19 protein-coding genes, 2 tRNA genes and 2 rRNA genes are annotated in these 21,169 nt (G+C 39.3%); 6 read left to right on the forward strand and 17 right to left on the reverse strand.

All coding sequences use genetic code 11. The features are described 5' to 3' along the window. Positions 1–59: 59 nt before the first annotated feature. From CNR22_20935 to CNR22_20955, 5 genes are all read right to left on the reverse strand, one after another. Positions 60–878 (reverse strand): 4,5-DOPA dioxygenase extradiol, encoded by an 819-nt coding sequence (locus CNR22_20935; GenBank protein PBQ34969.1) that lies wholly within the window; start codon positions 876–878, stop codon positions 60–62. A 134-nt stretch (positions 879–1,012) separates the two neighbouring features. Next, positions 1,013–1,588 carry a flavoprotein gene (locus CNR22_20940; protein ID PBQ34135.1) on the reverse strand — a complete coding sequence of 192 codons (576 nt, stop codon included), beginning with the start codon at positions 1,586–1,588 and terminating at the stop codon, positions 1,013–1,015. Positions 1,589–1,671: 83 nt separating this feature from the next. After that, positions 1,672–2,106, reverse strand: a complete 435-nt coding sequence (locus tag CNR22_20945) for a hypothetical protein (GenBank protein PBQ34136.1) — start codon at positions 2,104–2,106, stop codon at positions 1,672–1,674. 237 nt (positions 2,107–2,343) lie between these two features. Continuing rightward, positions 2,344–2,733: a hypothetical protein gene (locus CNR22_20950; GenBank protein PBQ34137.1), complete on the reverse strand. Its 390-nt coding sequence runs from the start codon at positions 2,731–2,733 to the stop codon at positions 2,344–2,346. A 15-nt stretch (positions 2,734–2,748) separates the two neighbouring features. Continuing rightward, on the reverse strand, positions 2,749–3,123 hold the full coding sequence (locus CNR22_20955; protein PBQ34138.1) for a hypothetical protein: 375 nt from the start codon (positions 3,121–3,123) through the stop codon (positions 2,749–2,751). 119 nt (positions 3,124–3,242) lie between these two features. Between CNR22_20955 and CNR22_20960 the strand changes: the two genes are divergently transcribed. Further along, positions 3,243–3,653, forward strand: coding sequence for a hypothetical protein (locus CNR22_20960; GenBank protein ID PBQ34139.1), 411 nt, complete (start codon positions 3,243–3,245; stop codon positions 3,651–3,653). A gap of 64 nt (positions 3,654–3,717) precedes the next feature. On the opposite strand, the gene efp is transcribed toward CNR22_20960, so the two are convergent. The 10 genes from efp to CNR22_21010 form a co-directional block, all read right to left on the reverse strand. Then, the gene (gene efp / locus CNR22_20965; GenBank protein PBQ34140.1) at positions 3,718–4,269 is read right to left on the reverse strand and encodes an elongation factor P; all 552 of its coding nucleotides are present in this window, start codon (positions 4,267–4,269) and stop codon (positions 3,718–3,720) included. 101 nt (positions 4,270–4,370) lie between these two features. Beyond that, complete coding sequence (locus tag CNR22_20970) at positions 4,371–5,264, reverse strand: hypothetical protein (GenBank protein ID PBQ34141.1); 894 nt, start codon at positions 5,262–5,264, stop codon at positions 4,371–4,373. Then, positions 5,251–5,736 (reverse strand): hypothetical protein, encoded by a 486-nt coding sequence (locus tag CNR22_20975; GenBank protein PBQ34142.1) that lies wholly within the window; start codon positions 5,734–5,736, stop codon positions 5,251–5,253. Before CNR22_20975 ends, CNR22_20970 begins: the two co-directional genes overlap by 14 nt. A gap of 95 nt (positions 5,737–5,831) precedes the next feature. Continuing rightward, positions 5,832–7,196 carry a two-component sensor histidine kinase gene (locus CNR22_20980; protein PBQ34143.1) on the reverse strand — a complete coding sequence of 455 codons (1,365 nt, stop codon included), beginning with the start codon at positions 7,194–7,196 and terminating at the stop codon, positions 5,832–5,834. Next, entirely contained in the window at positions 7,193–7,882 is a 690-nt protein-coding gene (locus CNR22_20985; GenBank protein ID PBQ34144.1) for a DNA-binding response regulator, read from the reverse strand. The genes CNR22_20980 and CNR22_20985 overlap by 4 nt, the downstream gene beginning before the upstream one ends. Positions 7,883–7,949: 67 nt before the next feature. Then, on the reverse strand, positions 7,950–8,414 hold the full coding sequence (locus tag CNR22_20990; protein ID PBQ34145.1) for a hypothetical protein: 465 nt from the start codon (positions 8,412–8,414) through the stop codon (positions 7,950–7,952). A 72-nt stretch (positions 8,415–8,486) separates the two neighbouring features. Beyond that, positions 8,487–9,461: an NAD(P)-dependent alcohol dehydrogenase gene (locus CNR22_20995; GenBank protein PBQ34146.1), complete on the reverse strand. Its 975-nt coding sequence runs from the start codon at positions 9,459–9,461 to the stop codon at positions 8,487–8,489. Positions 9,462–9,560: 99 nt separating this feature from the next. Continuing rightward, on the reverse strand, positions 9,561–10,112 hold the full coding sequence (locus CNR22_21000) for a hypothetical protein (GenBank protein PBQ34147.1): 552 nt from the start codon (positions 10,110–10,112) through the stop codon (positions 9,561–9,563). A 50-nt stretch (positions 10,113–10,162) separates the two neighbouring features. Next, positions 10,163–11,704, reverse strand: coding sequence for a methylmalonyl-CoA carboxyltransferase (locus tag CNR22_21005; GenBank protein ID PBQ34148.1), 1,542 nt, complete (start codon positions 11,702–11,704; stop codon positions 10,163–10,165). 164 nt (positions 11,705–11,868) lie between these two features. After that, complete coding sequence (locus CNR22_21010; protein ID PBQ34970.1) at positions 11,869–13,446, reverse strand: peptidase S41; 1,578 nt, start codon at positions 13,444–13,446, stop codon at positions 11,869–11,871. A gap of 214 nt (positions 13,447–13,660) precedes the next feature. Between CNR22_21010 and CNR22_21015 the strand changes: the two genes are divergently transcribed. After that, positions 13,661–14,092 (forward strand): hypothetical protein, encoded by a 432-nt coding sequence (locus CNR22_21015; protein ID PBQ34149.1) that lies wholly within the window; start codon positions 13,661–13,663, stop codon positions 14,090–14,092. A gap of 2 nt (positions 14,093–14,094) precedes the next feature. Here CNR22_21015 and gldD read toward each other — a convergent pair whose 3' ends face one another. Further along, complete coding sequence (gene gldD, locus CNR22_21020; protein PBQ34150.1) at positions 14,095–14,703, reverse strand: gliding motility lipoprotein GldD; 609 nt, start codon at positions 14,701–14,703, stop codon at positions 14,095–14,097. Between the two features lie 65 nt (positions 14,704–14,768). Beyond that, a complete protein-coding gene (locus CNR22_21025; GenBank protein PBQ34151.1) occupies positions 14,769–15,179 on the reverse strand; it encodes a single-stranded DNA-binding protein in 411 nt (136 codons plus the stop codon). An 800-nt stretch (positions 15,180–15,979) separates the two neighbouring features. Here CNR22_21025 and CNR22_21030 point away from each other — a divergent pair. The 4 genes from CNR22_21030 to CNR22_21045 all read left to right on the forward strand — a co-directional run bounded on the left by CNR22_21030 (position 15,980) and on the right by CNR22_21045 (position 21,150). Further along, positions 15,980–17,507, forward strand: a 16S ribosomal RNA gene (locus CNR22_21030). 140 nt (positions 17,508–17,647) lie between these two features. Beyond that, positions 17,648–17,721: transfer RNA gene (locus tag CNR22_21035), tRNA-Ile, on the forward strand. An 89-nt stretch (positions 17,722–17,810) separates the two neighbouring features. Beyond that, positions 17,811–17,884: transfer RNA gene (locus CNR22_21040), tRNA-Ala, on the forward strand. A gap of 379 nt (positions 17,885–18,263) precedes the next feature. Continuing rightward, positions 18,264–21,150, forward strand: a 23S ribosomal RNA gene (locus tag CNR22_21045). Together the 16S and 23S rRNA genes with 2 tRNA genes alongside form the textbook arrangement of a ribosomal RNA operon. Positions 21,151–21,169: the final 19 nt, after the last annotated feature.

Below are 21,169 nucleotides of genomic sequence, written 5' to 3' on the forward strand. Positions count from 1 at the left end.
AAATAAATCTATAGAACTAGAAATCCCCGGTACTTGCCGGGGATTTTTTTATGATATACTTAGCTAAAAATGACACTGCGCATACTAATCGATCCAAGATCAAAAGTGTTATTAAAGAACTCGAACTTGTCCGTTTTCGATCTCAGGCCGAGGGCGTACATCAAAGGCAAATAATGATCATTTGTTGGGTGAGCCATCGTGGCAATTTTCCCAAGTTTTTGATAATCGATAAGTGGAGCAGGATTATTGTCTTCAATACCTTTCTTTACCAAGGCATCAAATTCTAAAGCCCAATCGTATTTTTTACCCTCGTTGCCCCAACTTACCATACCTAAATTGTGAACCACATTTCCGCTGGCAACAATTAAAATTCCTTTTGAACGCAAATTAGAAAGTTCTTGCGCAAGTTTGTAATGATATTCGGGCGATTTCCCATAATCGATACTCATTTGAAAAACAGGTACGTTAGCTTTTGGATACATGTTTTTTAAAACTGACCAGGCACCGTGATCTAATCCCCACTCAAAATCTTCGTGTACTTTGGTTGAGGTTACTGAAGAGATGGCCATCTTTGCATAATCCACAGCCCCTGGAGCTGGGTATTGTACAGCAAATAACTGGTCAGGAAAGCCGCCAAAATCATGAATAGTTTTTGGTTTATCGGTCATCGTAACTGCAGTTCCGTTTGTTAACCAATGTGCCGAAATACATAAAATGGCTTTTGGAACCGGAAGTTTCTTTCCGATCTCTGCCCAGCTTTTACTGTAAATGTTTTCTGTTATGGCATTCATAGGATTTCCATGTCCTACAAAAAGTACCGGCATTTTGTCAGTACTACCAAAGCTTGTAATGAGTTTTGTTAAGTCGTTTAATTCCATAGCGCTTCCTGCTAAAGGTAAAAGGGCAAGTGATTTTATAAAGTCTTTCCTGTTCATTATGTGTGATAAACGGATGGGTGAAGTTACCTAATTTAATCTCGACGAAAAGATTAAGTAGTCGGCTTTTACAATTTTTAGATCGATTCCAAGTTAACCTCGTTATTAGTTTTGTCTATAACTGAGAGTAAATGATCATAAAGAGTAAGAAGATTTTGTCTTGTTTCGTCTTCTAAAAAAATCGCATCCTGATTTATTTTCTTTAAAATGTTAGGAATACTTAGATGTGATTTCTCATCCATCTTTGTTCCTAAAGCGCTCAGAGTGAGCAGGAGCGAGGTCATCGCTTTTAGGCCCCCTTCATACATGGGAGATGCGCTAATAGCTATAACGGGTTTCTCATTAAACTCACCCGAAGATACAGTCCAGTCTAAGGCGTTTTTTAAACTTCCCGGTACACCGAAGGCGTATTCGGGTGTGCTGATGATGACACCATCCGCTTTTTTGACGAGCTCTTTAAAATGCTTTACTGCGTCAGTGCCTTCTTCCTTCTCCGGATTAAAATGAGGAAGTTCATCCAACCCTTTAAAGATGGTGAACGCTACGGTCTCCGTTTTATATCTGGACAGTGCTTTTAAGAGAGTGGTGTTGGAAGAAGTAGATTTTAAACTTCCGGAAATTGCCAGGATTTTAAGTTTTGAAATAGACGTCATTGTAAATAGCTGGTTGCTAAAATACAGGGATGAAGTGAAGTCTACAAAGACTGGGATTACTTTTGTGAAAAATTATATTCGGTCTAAAAACCCTGTTTTACTTTTTGAAGTTTTGAAACGTCGTAACCCCTTTCTTTAAACCTTTCTACAATTTCGTTGTATTGAATTTGGCCCATTTTACCACTTCGGTTCATGATATATAAGAACTTTTTTTTGGGGTGTCCAACTACTACATAAGTATAATCCGGCGAAAGTTCTTCAATCAGGTAATCCGCTTTAAAAGGCCACACAAACTGCACTTTCCAGCTGATATTAAATGTTTCTTTGTTGGGGAAACCTTTTGACTTAACAGACTTTTCTTTTTCCTCACCTTTTTTGCAGTAGGTGGTGTAGATATCAATCTTCCCTTTTTTGTTGAGGGTGTAGGTTTCAGTTGTATAATCCCATTCTTTATCAAAACCTGTAGGTATCGTGGCTATAACGTACCATTTACCTGAGAATTTGTTTAAGTCAACCATTGTGACTTTATTTTGCGACGATGATGTACTCATGATAAAAAATAATATTAATGAGGTAAAAAGTTTCATGTTTTAATTATAGCTGCAAACTTGATACCCTGGAATTTGAACAGCAGCGACTCTAATCAGGAAAGCACTTCAAATTAAATCAAGATATTAGTTTAAAATTAATAAGGACCAGCTAATTGTAATGATATGCTTAAGGCCTTAATTCAGTAAAAATAACTCACCCCCTCTTTAAAATTCATAAAGTTCAATAGGCAAATTATCAGGATCGAATAGGAAAGTAAATTTTTTACCTGTAAAGTCATCTATTCGAATATCTTCAAAAGCAATGTTCTTTTGCCGAAGATTACGCAGGGTTTCTTCTAGATTGTCAACGCTAAAGGCAAGGTGCCGTAACCCAGCGGCTTCAGGTCGGCTTAGCCGGGCAGGAACGTTAGGAAAGGAAAAGAGTTCAATAACATATACTCCGTTTAAGGAGAGATCAAGTTTATAAGAGCTCCGTTCTTCACGATAAACCTCTCGGTCAATTTTTAAACCTAAAACCTCTGTATAGAATTTTTTTGACAGCTCGTAATCGGAGCAGATAATGGCAACGTGATGAATTGCGTTTAGAAAGCCCATTGCTTAATAAAAAGGTTACGCTTGTGTAGCTAATACTGTAAAAATCAACGCGATAGATGCGGGAATAGTTTGAATAAATAAGATCGATTTTTGTGCAGTCAGCGCTCCGTATATTCCCGCCACCATCACACAACCTAAAAAGAAGTAAGCAACATTTGCGCTCCATGCCGGGTCTGTAATAATCAGTGACCAGATTAATCCGGCGGCCAGAAAGCCGTTATATAGACCTTGATTTGCAGCCAAAGCTTTTGTTTTTTGAAAAAGGTCAGCCGGGATAGATTTAAAAGCTTTTTGGCCACGTGGCGTGGTCCAGGCAAACATTTCCAGCCATAGTATATAAATGTGAAGTATGGCCACGCAGGCTATTAAAATTTCAGATATCAGTTTCATGCAGTGTGTTTAAGTTCTAAAAATAGACAATCGCTTTATCAGAACAAATAAAATTCTGGAAAAGCCCCTACTATTTTTAATTTCATATATTTAGCGCCCTAGGTCTTTAAGCACGTTTTATGAGCACTATAAAAATTGAAAATATGATCTCCGACGCAAGGCATTTTGAAGGATATAGTTTGTGCCGAAGGCCGGATGATATAATCGAGATTCGTTTTAACGAAGGTTTTACGATTGGTTTAAACGATGCGAAGAATATTGTTGCTGTAATTCAAGCACTCAAAACAACTGAAAAATGTCTTTTCCTTGTGCTTTTCGAGGAAGATAACAGTTTTGACCTGGAGACCCGGGAATATATCTCTTCAGACGAAGTTTCTAAAATCATAAAAGCCGATGCTTTTGTTATTAAAGGCCTTGCGATGGAAATTCTTGGAAGAGGTTATTTGAATATAAATAAACCCGGACGTCCCACACGACTGTTTAAATCAGCAGCAGCGGGAGCCATATGGCTTCTCAATTACTTAGACTAACGTTGTTATCTATTAGATTTAAAGTATTTAAGGTAGTAGCTTAAAGTGCAACGTGTTAAAAAAGTTACTTAACACGTTCAACGTACTCACCATTTTCGGTAGTGATGCGGAGTTTGTCGCCAATATTCACAAACAATGGAACCTGGATAGAAATGCCACCTTCCACTTCAGCAGGTTTTAAGAGTTTTCCTTTAGTTCCATCTTCTGTGTAAGTAACTTCCAGTTCCACATATTTAGGAAGATCGCCATTTAATGGTTTTTGGTTGTCATCAAAGCGTATTGTAAGGATCATTCCTTCCTTTAAAAATTGAATGCTATCTGCAAATAAAATTTTAGGAATGTGCATTTGCTCAAAAGTTTCCTGGTTCATACAAACCAAAAAATCTCCTTCGGTATAGATATATTGCATTTCCTCTTCATCTACACGAATAAAATCAATTTTTTCTCCTGAACGAAAACGGATCTCACTTTGTTTTCCTGTTTCTACGTTACGACATTTTACAGAATAGATCGCATTTCCTTTTCCTGGAGTAATATGATCATAATCCATAATCTTTAATAATTCATTTTCATATCTGAAAAAAGCGCCTTTTGAAATGTCGGATGTAGTTGCCATAAGAATGTTTAGGGGCGGAAAGATACGGGCTTTTTTGCGAAGGGCAAACTATTAAAGGTGAAAATTAGTCCCTCAAAATAAATTACCTATCCCGTAAAGCCTTAATCTACATAAAAACCACTCATGTCAACAGGTTTAGGAAGATCTTGATTATTAATAAGCTGACGAAGATTAATTTCTATGGTTTGGGCAATTGCTGTAACGGGGGTATCCGTGGCGTAACCACTAAATGGATCTTGCATGTCTTTAGCAGTTCTTTCCAATAATAAAAACGGCACACTAATTAGAATCAAAAGAGGGATTTCAAAAAGCCCATCAATTTCAGACAAAGAAACCGATAATAAAGTAATGAATATATAAATGAGCATGTGCATGAAAAAGCTGTAGGTTGTAGGAAAAACGGTAGTATTTATGCGTTCAGCTTTTCCCATTGAGTTTACAAGACGCACCAAAGTGTTATCAAGCTGAACGTGATGAAAAATATCTATTCCTCCAGACTCTTTTAATTTTTTCAGATCCTGACTGTGCTGGTCCATTAATGCCAAAGGTTTATTAGTGTGCGAAACCAATGCAGCCAGATCATCTTTACTTAAAAAAGGAGCGATGTTTCCACAAGGCTCATCTTTTCGAAGTGACTGCCCGAAACAGTAACACCAGGCAATTTGACGGAAAGCGATTTTTTGAAGTAACACAGGATCATTTGTCTTATCAAAAGATTTAACCTGCATTACTAACATGCGCGAATCGTTTACAATAGACCCCCATATTTTTCGTGCCTCCCACCAGCGTTCATAAGATTGGTTCAGGTTAAATGATAGAATCAGGGAAATTGCGGTGCCTAAAAAAATAGGAATACTAACAGGAATTGGCGGAATAAAATTAATAAGTTGTTGCTGAATCAGGTAGATAATGATTGAAATCAGAGTCACCATTATAAAATGTCTCTTCGCCTTAGTTATAATATAACTGAAGGGAAGTTTCTTATCGAGTAACATAGTTTGATTTGGTTTTATCTGGATTAATTATATTTTGCGATAGACGTTCTTTAGGCACAAACTCACTTATCGGAAATCCACTTTCTTTTAAAAGTGGCAGAGTATCAAATGCTTTTTTTGAAAGCCGCAAACTATATCCCAGCTCCAGGTAAATCTCGTCTACTTTTTTTGTTTTCAAAAGACGGTTAAATGGCTCTTGTTGTATGCTATGTGTTACATCAATACTTATAGATTTGATTTCGCGGTAGCGCTCCTTAAAAATCAATATGGCTTCCGAAAATTCTGGAGTGAGCTGAGGTTTAATAACTGAATCGTCAGAATAAAACAAAAGGTCGGTAATAGAATCGTTCAAAAGATGACCATGTAGTAGAATCACGCTTAAATCAAAAATGGCATTTTCTTCTACAGCTTGATGCAAAATAGTTAGCGATTCTACAGTAAAGTCAGTTGGAATGAGAATTGTTTTTAACATGTCCTTTAGTTTAGAATGCAAAAGTGGAAAAGCCACATTAGAGCAATCTAACAAAGAGATTAGAACGAGATTAGAAATCGGACTTTTAATGTATTTTAACTTACAGGAAAATTTATCCGAACGGTTGTGCCCTCGTTAGCTTTAGAGGAAACAAGCAGACTTCCATGATGCAATAAAATGATATTTCGAGATAAAGGCAAGCCAATTCCATAACCTTCGAAGGTGTGCGTATTAGATGCTCTGAAAAACGGATCGTAGATAAAAGGAAGTTCATTTTCAGGAATACCAACCCCCTGATCTTTTATGGTGATAACAACTTCCTGGTTGATAGACTCGATATTTACACTAACGGGTTTGTTATGCGAATACTTGCAGGCATTGGTAAACAAATTTGCTATCGCAAGATTTAATAATTCCCTGTTGCCCTTTATTTTTAACTTCTTAGGGTCTTCGGGCAAGGAATTTAGATCGATCGATATCTTGTTTTTTGGATTCAATTGATTGATAATTTCTTTTACCTCCCAAAGAATTTCATCCATCCTTATAATTTCGAAAATTATCTTTTTTCCCTCATAACCTGTTTGCGCCAGAAACAACAGAGAGCGGGTGATCTGATCCAAACGTCCGGCTTGCTTTAAAATATTCTGAAGCGTCTCCTGGTAGTCTGCGGAGCTTCTTTCTTTTATAAGAGCAACTTCTGCCTCGCCAATAATTGAAGTAAGAGGCGTTCCAAATTCATGGGATGCATTGCTTATAAAGTTTTTTTGTGTTTCAAATGAGGTTTCTAACCTGTTCAACAAGTCGTTAAATGTGGAGATGAGCTCGCTGATTTCATAAGCTTTGTCTTTTCCGTCTAAACGAAGATGAATACTCTCTGTACTGATTTGTTTTACTCTGAGTGTAATCTGTTTAATAGGATCGAAAATGCGTTTGGAAAAGAAAAGCGAAAAAGCGATCGTAATAAGCATGATTATACCGATACTGCTCCAAATGGCATTCCTTAAAAAAGTGAGATGTCTTACCGCATAAGCATTGTCTGCAGAAACAATAACTATGTATTTTTTTCCTTCCGTCGTGTAAAGAATTCCTGCATAAAACGACTGACGTTCCTTTAATGTTGATTTTCCTTCCTTTAAAATATCCTGCAAAAACTGCTGTGGCAACTGGTATATAACGGCTGTTCTTTGTACGCTTTCCGGATCAGAAATTTCTACAATCATTTCTTTTTCATTGCTTAATCTTTCCAGGTGTTGCTCTCTTAAAGTTTTAAGGGCTTCAGCATTTAAACGGTCCGATTGTAAATTGTACCTGGCAGCTACGCGTGCTCTTGTCTCTAATCTCTTGTAAAAATCAGTGTAAGAGTAAGTGTTTTGGAAATAATAAATAGCGCTGCCAAAAAGCAACATCATCACCACATTCGATGAGAATAAGATAAGCGCGATTTTACTCTGGGTTTTCATTCTTCCTTAATTACGTAGCCCATACCAATAACGGTATGAATTAACTTTTTATCACGATCAGCGTCTATTTTTTTACGCAGGTAATTAATATAAACATCAACCACGTTGGTTCCCATATTAAAACTCATGTCCCACACATTTTCAAGCAAATCTAAGCGTGATAAAACCCGACCTTTATTCTTAAGCAAAACCAAAAGGAGTCTGTATTCCGTGGCAGTCAAACTGATAGGTACGCCATTCCGTTCCACTTTCTTTGCATAATCGTTTACTTTCAAATCAGCAAGAGTGAATATATTTTGTTGATCAGCATTTTGCTCCTTAGAATCAGACCTTCTCAATAGCGCTTTAATTCTTGCGTTTAATTCAATAAACTTAAATGGTTTTACAAGGTAGTCGTCGCCACCACTGTTTAAACCATGCGCAATATTCTCTGGAGTTCCCAAGGCTGTTAAAAAAAGTACGGGGGTTTTAAGGTTCTGTTTGCGTAGCTCCTGACAAACTTCCACTCCGTTTATGTCGGGAAGCATTATATCGAGAACAATCAGATCGAAAGCCGATTCTTTTGCCATTTGAATTCCAGATGAACCGTTAAAAGCAACAGAAACACTATACCCCTCTTCAGACAATCCCTTTCTTATGAAATTGGAAACGCTGCTCTCGTCTTCTATTAAAAGTATAGTACTCATTCTAAGTTTGAAACAAAAATAGTATAAAAAAGAAAAATCAGAGTAGGCTAGAAGACCATAAAACTCCTTATCTTAAAAGAAATTCTTCTCTTAAATGTATTGCGGTTGTATCCAGGCGCCTTTCGAGGCTTTTATATTCCGGTAAGGTACTATTTACAAAAGTGTTTTCAGAAGTAAGCCACGCAATTAGCGAGCCATTATGGTGGTAAGTTTTTTCGGTGAATAGTACTTTACCGCTTGTTGTGTCCTGCCAGTTACTTTCAGTATAGATGAGAATTTGCTCAAAATAATACCAATCTACGATCTTTTCCAATTTCTCTTTTTTTTGGAAACGGATTATTTGGGGTTCAGCTTTATGATAATAGATATAAATTTGTGAAGTCGCGGTTTTTTCTTTTTGTACTTTTTCAAATACTTCTATGCCTTCCTTCATATAGAAAACAGTCCGCTCAATGTCTGTAATACCTGTTGTTTGACCGAAGATGGAGGAAGTAGAAAGTAAGAGCAAAGAAATGAAACCAGGTGTCTTCATAGTTTGGAAGCAAAAAAGGATCAAGTTAAAGAATTATTTAAGTTCTACCGAATCCATTATCGTGCCATAGGTTTATTCAGAGCAAATTTTAATAACCACATTTCCGGTCTTCTCTTTAGTTTCGACGTAGCGTGTAGCTTCTACTATTTGATCTAGACTGTAAATGCGATCTATTACAGCTTTGTAATGTCCTGATTCTATTAATTTCTTGAAAAAAAGAATGTCTTCCTTTTTGTCCTTTGGAATTGGAAAGATAACTTTTTTGCCCCCGGTTAGGGGCGTAAACAAAGCCAGGAAAATATTTTGCGACATATAGCCAAGCTCTGTGGAATAATATATCCCACCGGGTTTCAGCAATTTTTTGCATTTAAAAAAGGAACTTTTTCCCACAGCGTCGAAAATAAAATCGAAGGAATTTGGATTTAACGTCTTTGTAAAATCCTGCTTAGTATAATCGGTCACCATATGTGCCCCCAAAGATTTTACAAGCTCCAGATTTTTAGTATTGGCAACTGCAGTAATTTCAGCGCCGAAATATTTTGCCAGCTGAATGGCTGCCGAACCAATAGATCCTGTGCCACCATTAATAAGAATTTTATCACCTTTTTTTAGTTGCATCTTTTTTAAACCCGTAAGCGCAAACCATGGACCTTCGCTCGAGGCTGCCGCTTCTTCGTAACTAATATGCTGAGGTTTTAGAGCAATAGAACCTTCTTCGGGAACACAAATATATTCTGCGTGCGCACCAAAATGAAAACATTTTAACCCAAATACTGAATCTCCTATTTTAAAAGTTTTTACATCCTTGCCAATCTCTTCAACATCTCCCGAAAGTTCTGTTCCAAGAATGGGATTTTTAGGTTTAAAGAAACCGCCAACAACTCTCACTGCCAAATAGGCGGGATCGCGAAATCCAGTGTCTGTGCGATTTACGGTACTTGCGCGTACTTTTATAAGAACCTCATTGTCTTTTGGAATAGGCTTTATAACATCTTTGATCTGAAGAACTTCGGGAGGTCCGTATCTTGTATTGACGCTGGCTTTCATAAAATAAAAGTAGCGACATAAAGTGATGTCTATCTACCGCTTATACGAAATTTGCAAGTTAATTAAAGAATGTGTCTGCCTGAAAAAATAAACCAGCACTTAATTATTACGATCAACCAAAATAAGCACTTTTACTTTCTCCATCGACTTCTCATCATTCCATATACTGTGATTAGTGCAAAGGCTCACGATGTTATCGGCGTAAAAAGAAACGGATTTTGGTTTAAATGCACCATTTTTCGCTCCGTCTTTATCCTTCACTTCAATCAGAGCATTACCATGGTTATAAAGATGAGGATAAGCAGAGGCTGTAAGAGAAAGCACATAGAAATGTTGTTCAAATGCAAAAGGTCCACCGGTCTCCGCATATTGTTTATGATCTGCTTTATTCTGATTGAACTTTACAGTCTCAGCAGCCATCATTTTGTAAGGTTTACCCAGCGAATCTGTTAAAGTAATATCCAAACCATTAACTAACTGCCCTGTTGCATTATCTCTTACTTCAACAATGATCGCTGAAACCTGGTCCCACTTGCAATGTTGGGCTCTGCTCAAGGTAACTGTTGCTAAGGTTAAAAATAAAAAGAGTAGTGTTTTTTTACTACTATTTTTTTTAGGTACAAATGCGTGTTTAGTAATCTGGGATGTCATGGAGTTTGATTTGGGATTTTGTTTTTACAAATTATAAGAGAGGTAAATTTTTATAAAGGTATATTACCATGCTTTTTCTTTGGAAGTTTATCCACTTTATTCTCAAGCATTTTAAATGCTTTGATAAGTTTTGTGCGGGTTTCCTCCGGTTTAATAACTTCATCAATAAAGCCTCTTTCTGCCGCACGGTAAGGATTTGCGAACATAGTCTGGTATTCCGTTTCCTTTTCTTTCCATTTCAAGTCTTTGTCTTTAGCTTCCGAAATTTCTCCTTTAAAAATAATTTCGGCAGCGCCTTTAGCACCCATCACAGCTATTTCTGCACTTGGCCAGGCATAGTTCATATCGGCACCAATATGTTTACTGTTCATTACATCATAAGCTCCACCATAAGCCTTGCGGGTAATAACAGTTATTCTTGGAACCGTTGCTTCACTAAAAGCATAAAGTAATTTAGCGCCGTTTGTAATAATGGCATTCCATTCCTGATCAGTACCTGGTAAAAATCCCGGAACATCTTCAAATACCAAAAGAGGGATATTAAAACTATCACAAAAACGTACAAATCTTGCTGCTTTTGTCGATGAATTAATGTCTAAAACTCCAGCTAGAACAGCGGGTTGATTTGCAACAATACCAATGCTTCTTCCTGCTAAACGGGCAAAACCCACAACAATGTTTTCAGCAAATAATTTATGTACTTCAAAAAAGGAGTTATCGTCTATTACTTTTTCAATAACTTCACGAATGTCGTAAGGTTGATTTGCGTTAGCTGGAATAATACTGTTTAAATCCGGACGCGCTTCATTACCGATTTCATAGGGTAGGGAAGGAGCATCTTCTTCACAATTCTGTGGTACATAACTTAAGATGCTTTTTAAATAATTTATCGCCTCAACTTCATTAGCACAGGCAAAATGAGTTACACCACTTTTTGTAGCGTGAGTCATTGCACCACCTAATTCTTCACTTGTTACTTCTTCATGTGTTACTGTCTTTACAACGTTAGGCCCAGTTACAAACATGTAACTGGTATTTTCAACCATGAGAATAAAATCTGTCATAGCTGGACTGTAAACGGCGCCACCGGCACAAGGCCCCATAATAGCAGACAACTGCGGAATAACTCCGCTGCTTCTTACATTCCGGTAAAAAATATCAGCATACCCTCCCAGAGAAACAACGCCTTCCTGAATACGCGCGCCACCACTGTCGTTCAGGCCAATTAGCGGAGCTCCATTTTTCATGGCGAGATCCATTATTTTACATATTTTTTCAGCATGCGTTTCACTCAAACTTCCTCCAAACACAGTAAAGTCCTGCGAGAAAACATAAGTCAAACGTCCGTTAACATTACCGTAACCGGTTACCACACCATCTCCCAAATACCTTTCTTTATCCAAACCAAAATCGTTACTCCGGTGTTGAACCAGCATGCCAATCTCTTCAAAAGTCCCTTCATCCATTAAAAAATGAATGCGTTCACGCGCAGTAAGTTTGCCTTTTTTATGTTGTGCATCAATTCTTTTTTGACCACCACCTAAAAGTGCTTCAGCTTTTTTTTGTTCTAATAAATTTATTTTATCGTTCATATATCCGGTGACTATTTTGTGAAATAGAAGCTGTAAAATAACTAAATAATTTCATGTGAAGAGCGGTTTAATATGATATTTAACTAACAAAAAAATCAATTTAACTTTTAGAATTAAAATTAAAAATCCAGCAAAATTTGCTGGATTTTAATTCTTTAGTATAGTTATTTTAATGATTCGATCGCTTTTAATATTGCCGTATCATTCTCATATAATATAGGGTAGTAGGCATCTTTGTCAAAAAGGTTTCGCCCTATAAGCGCCTTTAAAATTTGTGTAAATCCGTTTTCTTTGCCTGTAAAAGTAACAATGTTTAATTTTTTTAATTCCAGGTAATTTTTTAAAGCAGCAATTTCTTTTTCACTCACTTTATAATTAGAAATAAAGTCTGCCGCAATTTTATATGTACTTAAAAGCTGTGTCCGGTTTTGATCAGTATATTCAAATGCAAAAGTATTTAATGTGCCTGTATTGTATAACCTGTTCAGCGAATGACTGTACTTAACAGTATCGAGTGGTACAAAAACATCAGGAACAATACCTCCGCCTCCATAAACTGTTTTCCCGCCCGGAGTATGATAGACTTTTGATTTATCTACTTTAATACTATCAGCATTATAAAGTTCTCCATGCTCGTAACGTTCGGATTCCTCATTGTAATAATCGTCCAGACTTTTATCGTAAGGTTTTTGAATACAGCGACCCGTTGGCGTATAGTAACGAGCTATAGTTAAGCGAACAGCCGAACCATCTGGAAGATCAATTTGATCCTGCACAAGTCCTTTCCCAAAGCTTCTTCGACCAATAATAGTAGCACGATCATTATCCTGCAAAGCACCCGCAACAATTTCACTGGCACTTGCACTGCCTTCATCAATCAAAACAACCAGTTGGTTTTTTTCAAAGCCACCGCGTGTTGATGCATTATAAACCTTTTTAGGGTGAGCTTTCCCTTCGGTATATACAATTTGCAAACCATCCATTAAAAACTCATCGGCAAGCTCAACTGCTGTTTTTAGGAAACCTCCGCCGTTTCCGCGTAGGTCAAGCACTAATTTCTTCATACCTTGTTTAGAGAGTGCATTAAAAGCACTCAGGTATTCTTCATAGGTTGTTCCTGCAAAACGGCTAATCTTGATGAAGCCAATTCCCGGTCTCAACATATAAGCAACGTCAATACTGTAAATTGGAATTTTTCCACGTGTAATTTCAAAATCAATAGGTTTCTTAACATTACCGCGAAGTATACTAACGGTTACTACACTGCCGCTTTTTCCACGTAGTTTTTCAAATACCTGCTTATTCGTTACTTTTATGCCGGCAATACTTTTGCCATTCACTTTAATAATCTTGTCTCCGGCTTTTATACCAAGCTTTTCAGAAGGTCCACCAATAATTGGTGTAATAACTCTTAGAGTGTCGTTGATGATGTTAAATTCAACACCAATACCGTCAAAATTTCCTTCTAAAGGTTCGTTTACTGCACTGAAATCGGAAGCGGGTATAAAATCACTGTGTGGATCAAGACTTTTAAGCATTGACAATATGGTTTTATTCTCTAGCTGTTCGCGATTTATTGTATCCACGTATTGCATCTCGATATAATCCAGAAGATTGCTAATCTTGTTGTTTTGCCCTTTAGTATGGAAAGTTGCAGTTTTACCTGACAAAGCAGAGCTAAATGTAAAATAATAACCTATGCCAACACCTGCAGCCAAAACCAGCGCAAAATAAAGAGGCATGAAAGGATTTGATTTTTTTATAACAGGTTGTTCTGAAGAGAATTCTGGTGTATCTGACACAATATTTTGTAAAATGATTAAGGTTTAAAGGTAATTAAATACTGATTTATAATAAACATCTGATGTGCTTTTTAAATTAATTAACGTTATAACTAAAAAGGAAATTATAAATTAGCATACTAATTCCATTATAGAGGCGTTTTAAGGCTGACCGATGAAAAAAAATCTTGCTATAATTCTTGTTTGTTTTGCATTTTCATGTAAAAAGAAAACAACTCAAAATATTGCAAATCATCCCGTGCCCAGTGTTCCTGTTACCTATATAACTTATCCTAACGATCCTTTAAATTTTAAAATTCAATCTATTGGCGGTTGGATGTACGTTGAAAATTATGGAGTCAACGGAATAATAATTTATAGAAAATCTCAGGAAGAATTTGTAGCGATCGAAAGAACTTCTGCCTCGCTTCCTAACAATCCCGCAGCAAGAGTAGTGGTTCAAAAAGATAATTTTACATTAAGAGATACAATCAGCGGTTCTGAATGGCGAATTTTCGACGGTTCTATTACTAAAGGACCTGCAGAATGGGCATTGCGATTGTACGGAACTTCTTACAACGGAAATTCGCTTTCCGTAAAAAACTAAGATTATTTTTTTTGCGTTACGGCATCATCTTTTTTCCAGCTTGTGCTGTTAATCATGTGCAAAACATCTGCTCTGATAAAATCCACTACAATTTTAAGTGAATCAATATTGGGAACACTATTAAAATAGAGAGCCCCTCTCAAAAAATGTTTTGTACTGTCTGTAAGATAAAATTGTAATGGTGATGCGGTGTTTCCCGCAATATCAAAAAGTAATCCGTAAACTTTAGCGCTGTCACGTAAAATAACAACTTCATCTAACCCCGTGGCTTTTACCTGATGTTTATTGGCAAAGTAATGAGAATTTTCAAGATGATTTGCCAGATCATTATTAACCGCTTTATAACTTAAATGAATAGTGGCTTTAAACTTAGGGAACTCGAGATTTAACCAGCAAGGCTCCGCACCCTTGTGTTTGTCCTGCACAAAATGCGAATAAAGTGGAATTTCAAATTTGTAGGGGCAAATGCTATCATAAACTCTATAGCTTTTTTCAGGAAAGTCAATGCGGCAGTATCCACGAGGTCGGGGAGCGTAAACTTCCTCTTCCTCATCGCAGGAAATAAGCGTTATGCTAACTAGCACACAAAAAATTAAAACTTTAAAATTCATATACAAAAGTAAAAATCCGAATTTAAAATAGCTGTCTTCAGTTTTGCAATTTTACAATGAGGTTGTTAATAAGGGAGCCCTTTACTATCTGAATTAATATTGAGCTTTGATTCAAAGCCAGGATTGATGGGAGCATTGGTACTATCTTTTTTTTGAAGCACTTGAAAATTTTCTCCAATAATTTCTGTAATGTTTTTTTTATGGCCCATTTTATCAACCCAGTGGCGGGTTTGGAGCTTACCCTCTATATAAACCTGGGTTCCCTTTTTTAATACTTTTGATGCATTTTCTGCCAGGTATCGCCACAGTAGGATGTTGTGCCATTCAGTGTGTTCTGCCTGATTGCCAGCTGCGTCTTTATAAATTTCAGTAGTAGCCAGACTAAAACTCAATCTTGCTATATTTCCCTCTAGAAATTTTAATTCAGGATCTTTTCCAAGATTTCCAATCAATATAACTTTATTAACCCCAGACATATGTTTAATGTAGTGTAGATCTTTCGTGAAACAGTCACTTTCCGCTATGGATGCGACTTTGATTCAAATTTAACTCTAAATCTTGAGCTTATAAGACCCCGTACTTTTTTTAACATTTAGCCTAGTTATTAACAAATCGTTAAGTTTTATTTGTAAGTACATAAAGAGTTAGTATTTTTGCCCTCCCGTTTTTTGAGTAGTGAGAGTGCAGGATTGAGAGGAGAGAGAAAAAAGTATTTTATTTTAAAAAATATTTGGAGAATGAAAAAACAATTAGTACTTTTGCCCTCCCGTTTTTTGAGTTATTAAGGTGCAAGATCAGGAATTAGTTCCTGAGTATTATAGAGGAAGGGATTCCGATATTGTTACAGAGTGAGAGAGAAAAAAATATTTTTAAAATAAATTAAAAAATATTTGCAGGATAAGAAAAGAAGATGTAATTTTGCACCCCCGAAACGAAAGAAGAAAAGAAAAGTAGAGAGAGATTAAGTGGGACACGTTCTAAAGACTGACATTTTGAAGGAAAGATAAAGGAGTAGGTAACTACAAATTAATTGATCCGAAAGAAATATAAGACGTTCATTGAAAAGATTGGTAAACAATAATGGTAAGTGATTCGCTCATTAAATTGAGTAGTATTACGAACAAACACATTAGCTTTAAATGTACGCAAGTACAACTAGCCCTTGAGGGATGTTGCAAAAGACAACATTACGTCCTTAAGATAATAAAATATGAAATGAGCAATAGCAAGTTTTCCATGTAGTGATACATGGTAAATCTAGAGGACAAACTTTTTTTTACAATGGAGAGTTTGATCCTGGCTCAGGATGAACGCTAGCGGCAGGCTTAATACATGCAAGTCGAGGGGCAGCAGGATAGCAATATCGCTGGCGACCGGCGCACGGGTGCGTAACACGTATACAATCTGCCTTTAACAGGGGGATAGCCCGAAGAAATTCGGATTAATACCCCATAACAGAAGATTCGGCATCGAATTTTTTTGAAAGCTCCGGCGGTTAAAGATGAGTATGCGTCTGATTAGCTAGTTGGTGAGGTAACGGCTCACCAAGGCGACGATCAGTAGGGGATCTGAGAGGATTAACCCCCACACGGATACTGAGACACGGATCCGACTCCTACGGGAGGCAGCAGTAAGGAATATTGGACAATGCCCGCAAGGGTGATCCAGCCATGCCGCGTGCAGGAAGACGGCCCTATGGGTTGTAAACTGCTTTTACACCGGAGAAAACCTATCCTCGTGAGGATAGCTGATAGTATGGTGAGAATAAGCATCGGCTAACTTCGTGCCAGCAGCCGCGGTAAGACGAAGGATGCAAGCGTTATCCGGATTCATTGGGTTTAAAGGGAGCGTAGGTGGACTGATAAGTCAGTGGTGAAATCTCCGAGCTTAACTCGGAAATTGCCATTGATACTGTTGGTCTTGAGTATAGTTGCCGTTGGCGGAATATGACATGTAGTGGTGAAATACATAGAGATGTCATAGAACACCGATTGCGAAGGCAGCTGACGAAACTATAACTGACACTGAGGCTCGAAAGTGTGGGGATCAAACAGGATTAGATACCCTGGTAGTCCACACTGTAAACGATGATTACTCGCTGCTAGGGGGCAACCTTTAGTGGCTTAGCGAAAGCGATAAGTAATCCACCTGGGGAGTACGCCGGCAACGGTGAAACTCAAAGGAATTGACGGGGGCCCGCACAAGCGGAGGAGCATGTGGTTTAATTCGATGATACGCGAGGAACCTTACCAGGGCTTGAAAGTTAGGGAATAACTCTGAAAGGAGTTAGTCAGCAATGACCCGAAACTAGGTGCTGCATGGCTGTCGTCAGCTCGTGCCGTGAGGTGTTGGGTTAAGTCCCGCAACGAGCGCAACCCCTACCATTAGTTGCCAGCGGTTCGGCCGGGGACTCTAGTGGAACTGCCCGCGCAAGCGGTGAGGAAGGTGGGGATGACGTCAAGTCATCACGGCCCTTACGTCCTGGGCTACACACGTGCTACAATGGCTATTACAGAGGGCAGCTACATGGCAACATGATGCAAATCTTCAAAAATAGTCTCAGTTCGGATTGGGGTCTGCAACTCGACCCCATGAAGCTGGATTCGCTAGTAATCGCGCATCAGCAATGGCGCGGTGAATACGTTCCCGGGCCTTGTACACACCGCCCGTCAAGCCATGAAAGCTGGGAGTATTTAAAGTCGGTAGCCGTAAGGCGCCGCCTAGAGTAAAACCGGTGATTGGGGCTAAGTCGTAACAAGGTAGCCGTACCGGAAGGTGCGGCTGGAACACCTCCTTTCTGGAGCCATCCCTCAAACAAGGGTGTCTGTTATGTAATATATAGTTACTTACTATTTTTTGTTTATCAATCTTTTTTAAAATTTTGGAATAACCCAAGACAAGAGCTGGGTGAAAGAGCTTGGCCAACAGGCGGAAGGATTAACACAGTCCCGTAGCTCAGTTGGTTAGAGCACTACACTGATAATGTAGGGGTCAGCGGTTCAAATCCGCTCGGGACTACACAAACAGTCAACAGTCAAAAGAAAGCAGCAAGCAGTGAGAACTGGAGTCTGCTGACTGAAAGCTGCAGACTTGTTAGCTTGAATTTTGGGGGATTAGCTCAGCTGGCTAGAGCGCCTGCCTTGCACGCAGGAGGTCATCGGTTCGACTCCGATATTCTCCACAGGAATACTTCTTTACAACGGTAAAGATTTTAAATTGAAAAAATGAGGAATAAGCTCTAAAGGAGAGCAAAGATCAGGAAGTAAAATTTTTGATTTAAGAGATACGGTTCGACTCCGTTATTCTGGGCACATTGATTCTTTACGAAGAATTAATTACGTTCATTGACATATTGATAAAGACACGAGAGCCAATTTTAATTTATTAAGATTGGTGAACAACAGATAGACTTTTTTAAATAAAAGATCTATTTTAAATTCATGAAGTTAAACACATGAAGAGTGGAAAGAAACCACTTAAAAAAACAAAATTCTTTGGCATGCGGAGCAAAAGCTGCATACCGTGTCTCTGAGGTATTTAATTACATTGGAAGACAAAAGAAGAAAGTAAATAAGGGCGCATGGAGGATGCCTTGGGTCTTAGAGGCGAAGAAAGACGTGATAAGCTGCGATAAGCTACGGGGATTGGCAAATACGAATTGATCCGTAGATTTCTGAATGGGGCAACCCGGTATATTGAAGATATATCACCTAGCAATAGGAGCAAACGCTGTGAACTGAAACATCTAAGTAACAGCAGGAGAAGAAAATAAATAATGATTGCGCAAGTAGTGGCGAGCGAACGCGCAAGAGCCTAAACCAGAGTAATTACGGTTACGCTGGGGTTATAGGACTACAATGTGGACTTAAAGTTTATAATAGAACAGGTTTGGAAAGGCCGACCATAGAGGGTGATAGTCCCGTATATGAAATGAATTTTATACCTAGTAGTATCCTGAGTACTGCGGGGTCGGAGACGCCCTGTAGGAATTTGCCGGCACCATCCGGTAAGGCTAAATACTCCTAAGACACCGATAGTGAACTAGTACTGTGAAGGAAAGGTGAAAAGAACCGCGAACAGCGGAGTGAAATAGAACCTGAAACCATGCGCTTACAAGCGGTTGGAGCCCTTAAGTGGGGTGACAGCGTGCCTTTTGCATAATGAGCCTACGAGTTGCTCTTTACTGGCAAGGTTAAGGACTTAAGGTCCGTGAACCGAAGCGAAAGCGAGTCTGAATAGGGCGAATAGTCAGTAGAGGCAGACGCGAAACCTTGTGATCTACCCTTGGTCAGGATGAAGTTCCGTTAACCCGGAATGGAGGTCCGAACCGATAAGCGTTGAAAAGCTTCCGGATGAACTGAGGGTAGGGGTGAAAGGCTAATCAAACTGGGAAATAGCTCGTACTCCCCGAAATGTCTTTAGGGACAGCGTAGAGGTTAAGTCTTATAGAGGTAGAGCTACTGATTGGATGCGGGGGAAGCGATTCCTACCAAGTCCTGACAAACTCCGAATGCTATAAGATATACTCTGCAGTGAGCCCGTGGGTGCTAAGGCCCACGGACGAGAGAGGGAGAACTCAGACCAACAGCTAAGGTCCCAAAATCTATACTAAGTTGATATAACGTGGTCCGATTGCATTGACAGCCAGGATGTTTGCTTGGAAGCAGCCATTCATTTAAAGAGTGCGTAACAGCTCACTGGTCGAGCGATTGGGCGTGGATGATACTCGGGCATCAAGTATAGTACCGAAGCTTTGGATTCAACACGTCAAGTGTTGTCTGGTAGGGGAGCATTCTAACTGCGTTGAAGAAGTTGCGTAAGCGCTATTGGAGCGGTTAGAAAAGCAAATGTAGGCATAAGTAACGATAAAATAGGCGAGAAACCTATTCGCCGATAGACTAAGGTTTCCTGAACAACGATAATCGGTTCAGGGTTAGTCGGGTCCTAAGGTGAAGCCGAACGGCGTAATCGATGGACAACTGGTTAATATTCCAGTACTAATACCACTGCGATGGAGAGACGAAAAAACGTAAATGCTGCGAACTGACGGAATAGTTCGTTTAAGCCCGTAGGGTTACACTTGGTAGGCAAATCCGCCAGGTGTCTGAAAGGTGAAAGTACCTTGAGTCGTCAGACAAGAGGATATGCATCCAAGTATGTTTCCGAGAAAAACTTCTAAGCTTCAGGTGAGTATTACCCGTACCGCAAACCGACACAGGTAGTCAAGTAGAATATACTAAGGCGCTCGAGTGATCCGTGGCTAAGGAACTAGGCAAATTAACCCCGTAACTTCGGGAGAAGGGGTGCCTGCAGCAATGCAGGCCGCAGAGAAATGGCGGTGGCGACTGTTTAACAAAAACACAGGGCTTTGCAAAAACGAAAGTTGAAGTATAAGGCCTGACACCTGCCCGGTGCTGGAAGGTTAAGAGGAGAGGTCATCGCAAGAGAAGCTTTGAATCGAAGCCCCAGTAAACGGCGGCCGTAACTATAACGGTCCTAAGGTAGCGAAATTCCTTGTCGGGTAAGTTCCGACCTGCACGAATGGTGTAACGATCTCCGCTCTGTCTCAGCCACGAGCTCGGTGAAATTGTGGTATCAGTGAAGACGCTGATTACCCGCAACGGGACGGAAAGACCCCATGCACCTTTACTATAGCTTAACATTGATTTCGGGTAAGTGATGTGTAGAATAGGTAGGAGGCTTTGAAGCAGTGGCGCTAGCCATTGTGGAGCCGAAATGTGAAATACTACCCTTTACTTACTAGAAGTCTAACTCTGCAAAGAGGACATTGTTTGGTGGGTAGTTTGACTGGGGTGGTCGCCTCCGAAAGGGTATCGGAGGCTTTCAAAGGTCCGCTCAGTACGCTTGGTAACCGTACGTAGAGCGCAATAGCATAAGCGGGCTTGACTGTGAGGCCGACAAGCCAAGCAGGTACGAAAGTAGGATATAGTGATCCGGTGGTTCCGCATGGAAGGGCCATCGCTCATAGGATAAAAGGTACGCTGGGGATAACAGGCTGATCCCTCCCAAGAGCTCATATCGACGGGGGGGTTTGGCACCTCGATGTCGGCTCGTCACATCCTGGGGCTGGAGAAGGTCCCAAGGGTTCGGCTGTTCGCCGATTAAAGTGGCACGCGAGCTGGGTTCAGAACGTCGTGAGACAGTTCGGTCCCTATCTGTTGTGGGCGTTAGAAAATTGAGGGGCCCTGACTCTAGTACGAGAGGACCGAGTCGGACAAACCGCTAGTGTACCTGTTGTTTCGCCAGAAGCACCGCAGGGTAGCTATGTTTGGATGAGATAAGCGCTGAAAGCATCTAAGTGCGAAACTCACCTCAAGATAAGTTTTCTTTATAAGGATCGTGGTAGACTACCACGTTGATAGGCTACAGATGTATAGGCAGTAATGTCAAAGTCGAGTAGTACTAATTGTCCGTAAGCTTTCTTAAAAAAATATTTTAAGATTAG

The organism is Sphingobacteriaceae bacterium (assembly GCA_002319075.1).
Classification (GTDB): domain Bacteria; phylum Bacteroidota; class Bacteroidia; order B-17B0; family Aurantibacillaceae; genus Aurantibacillus.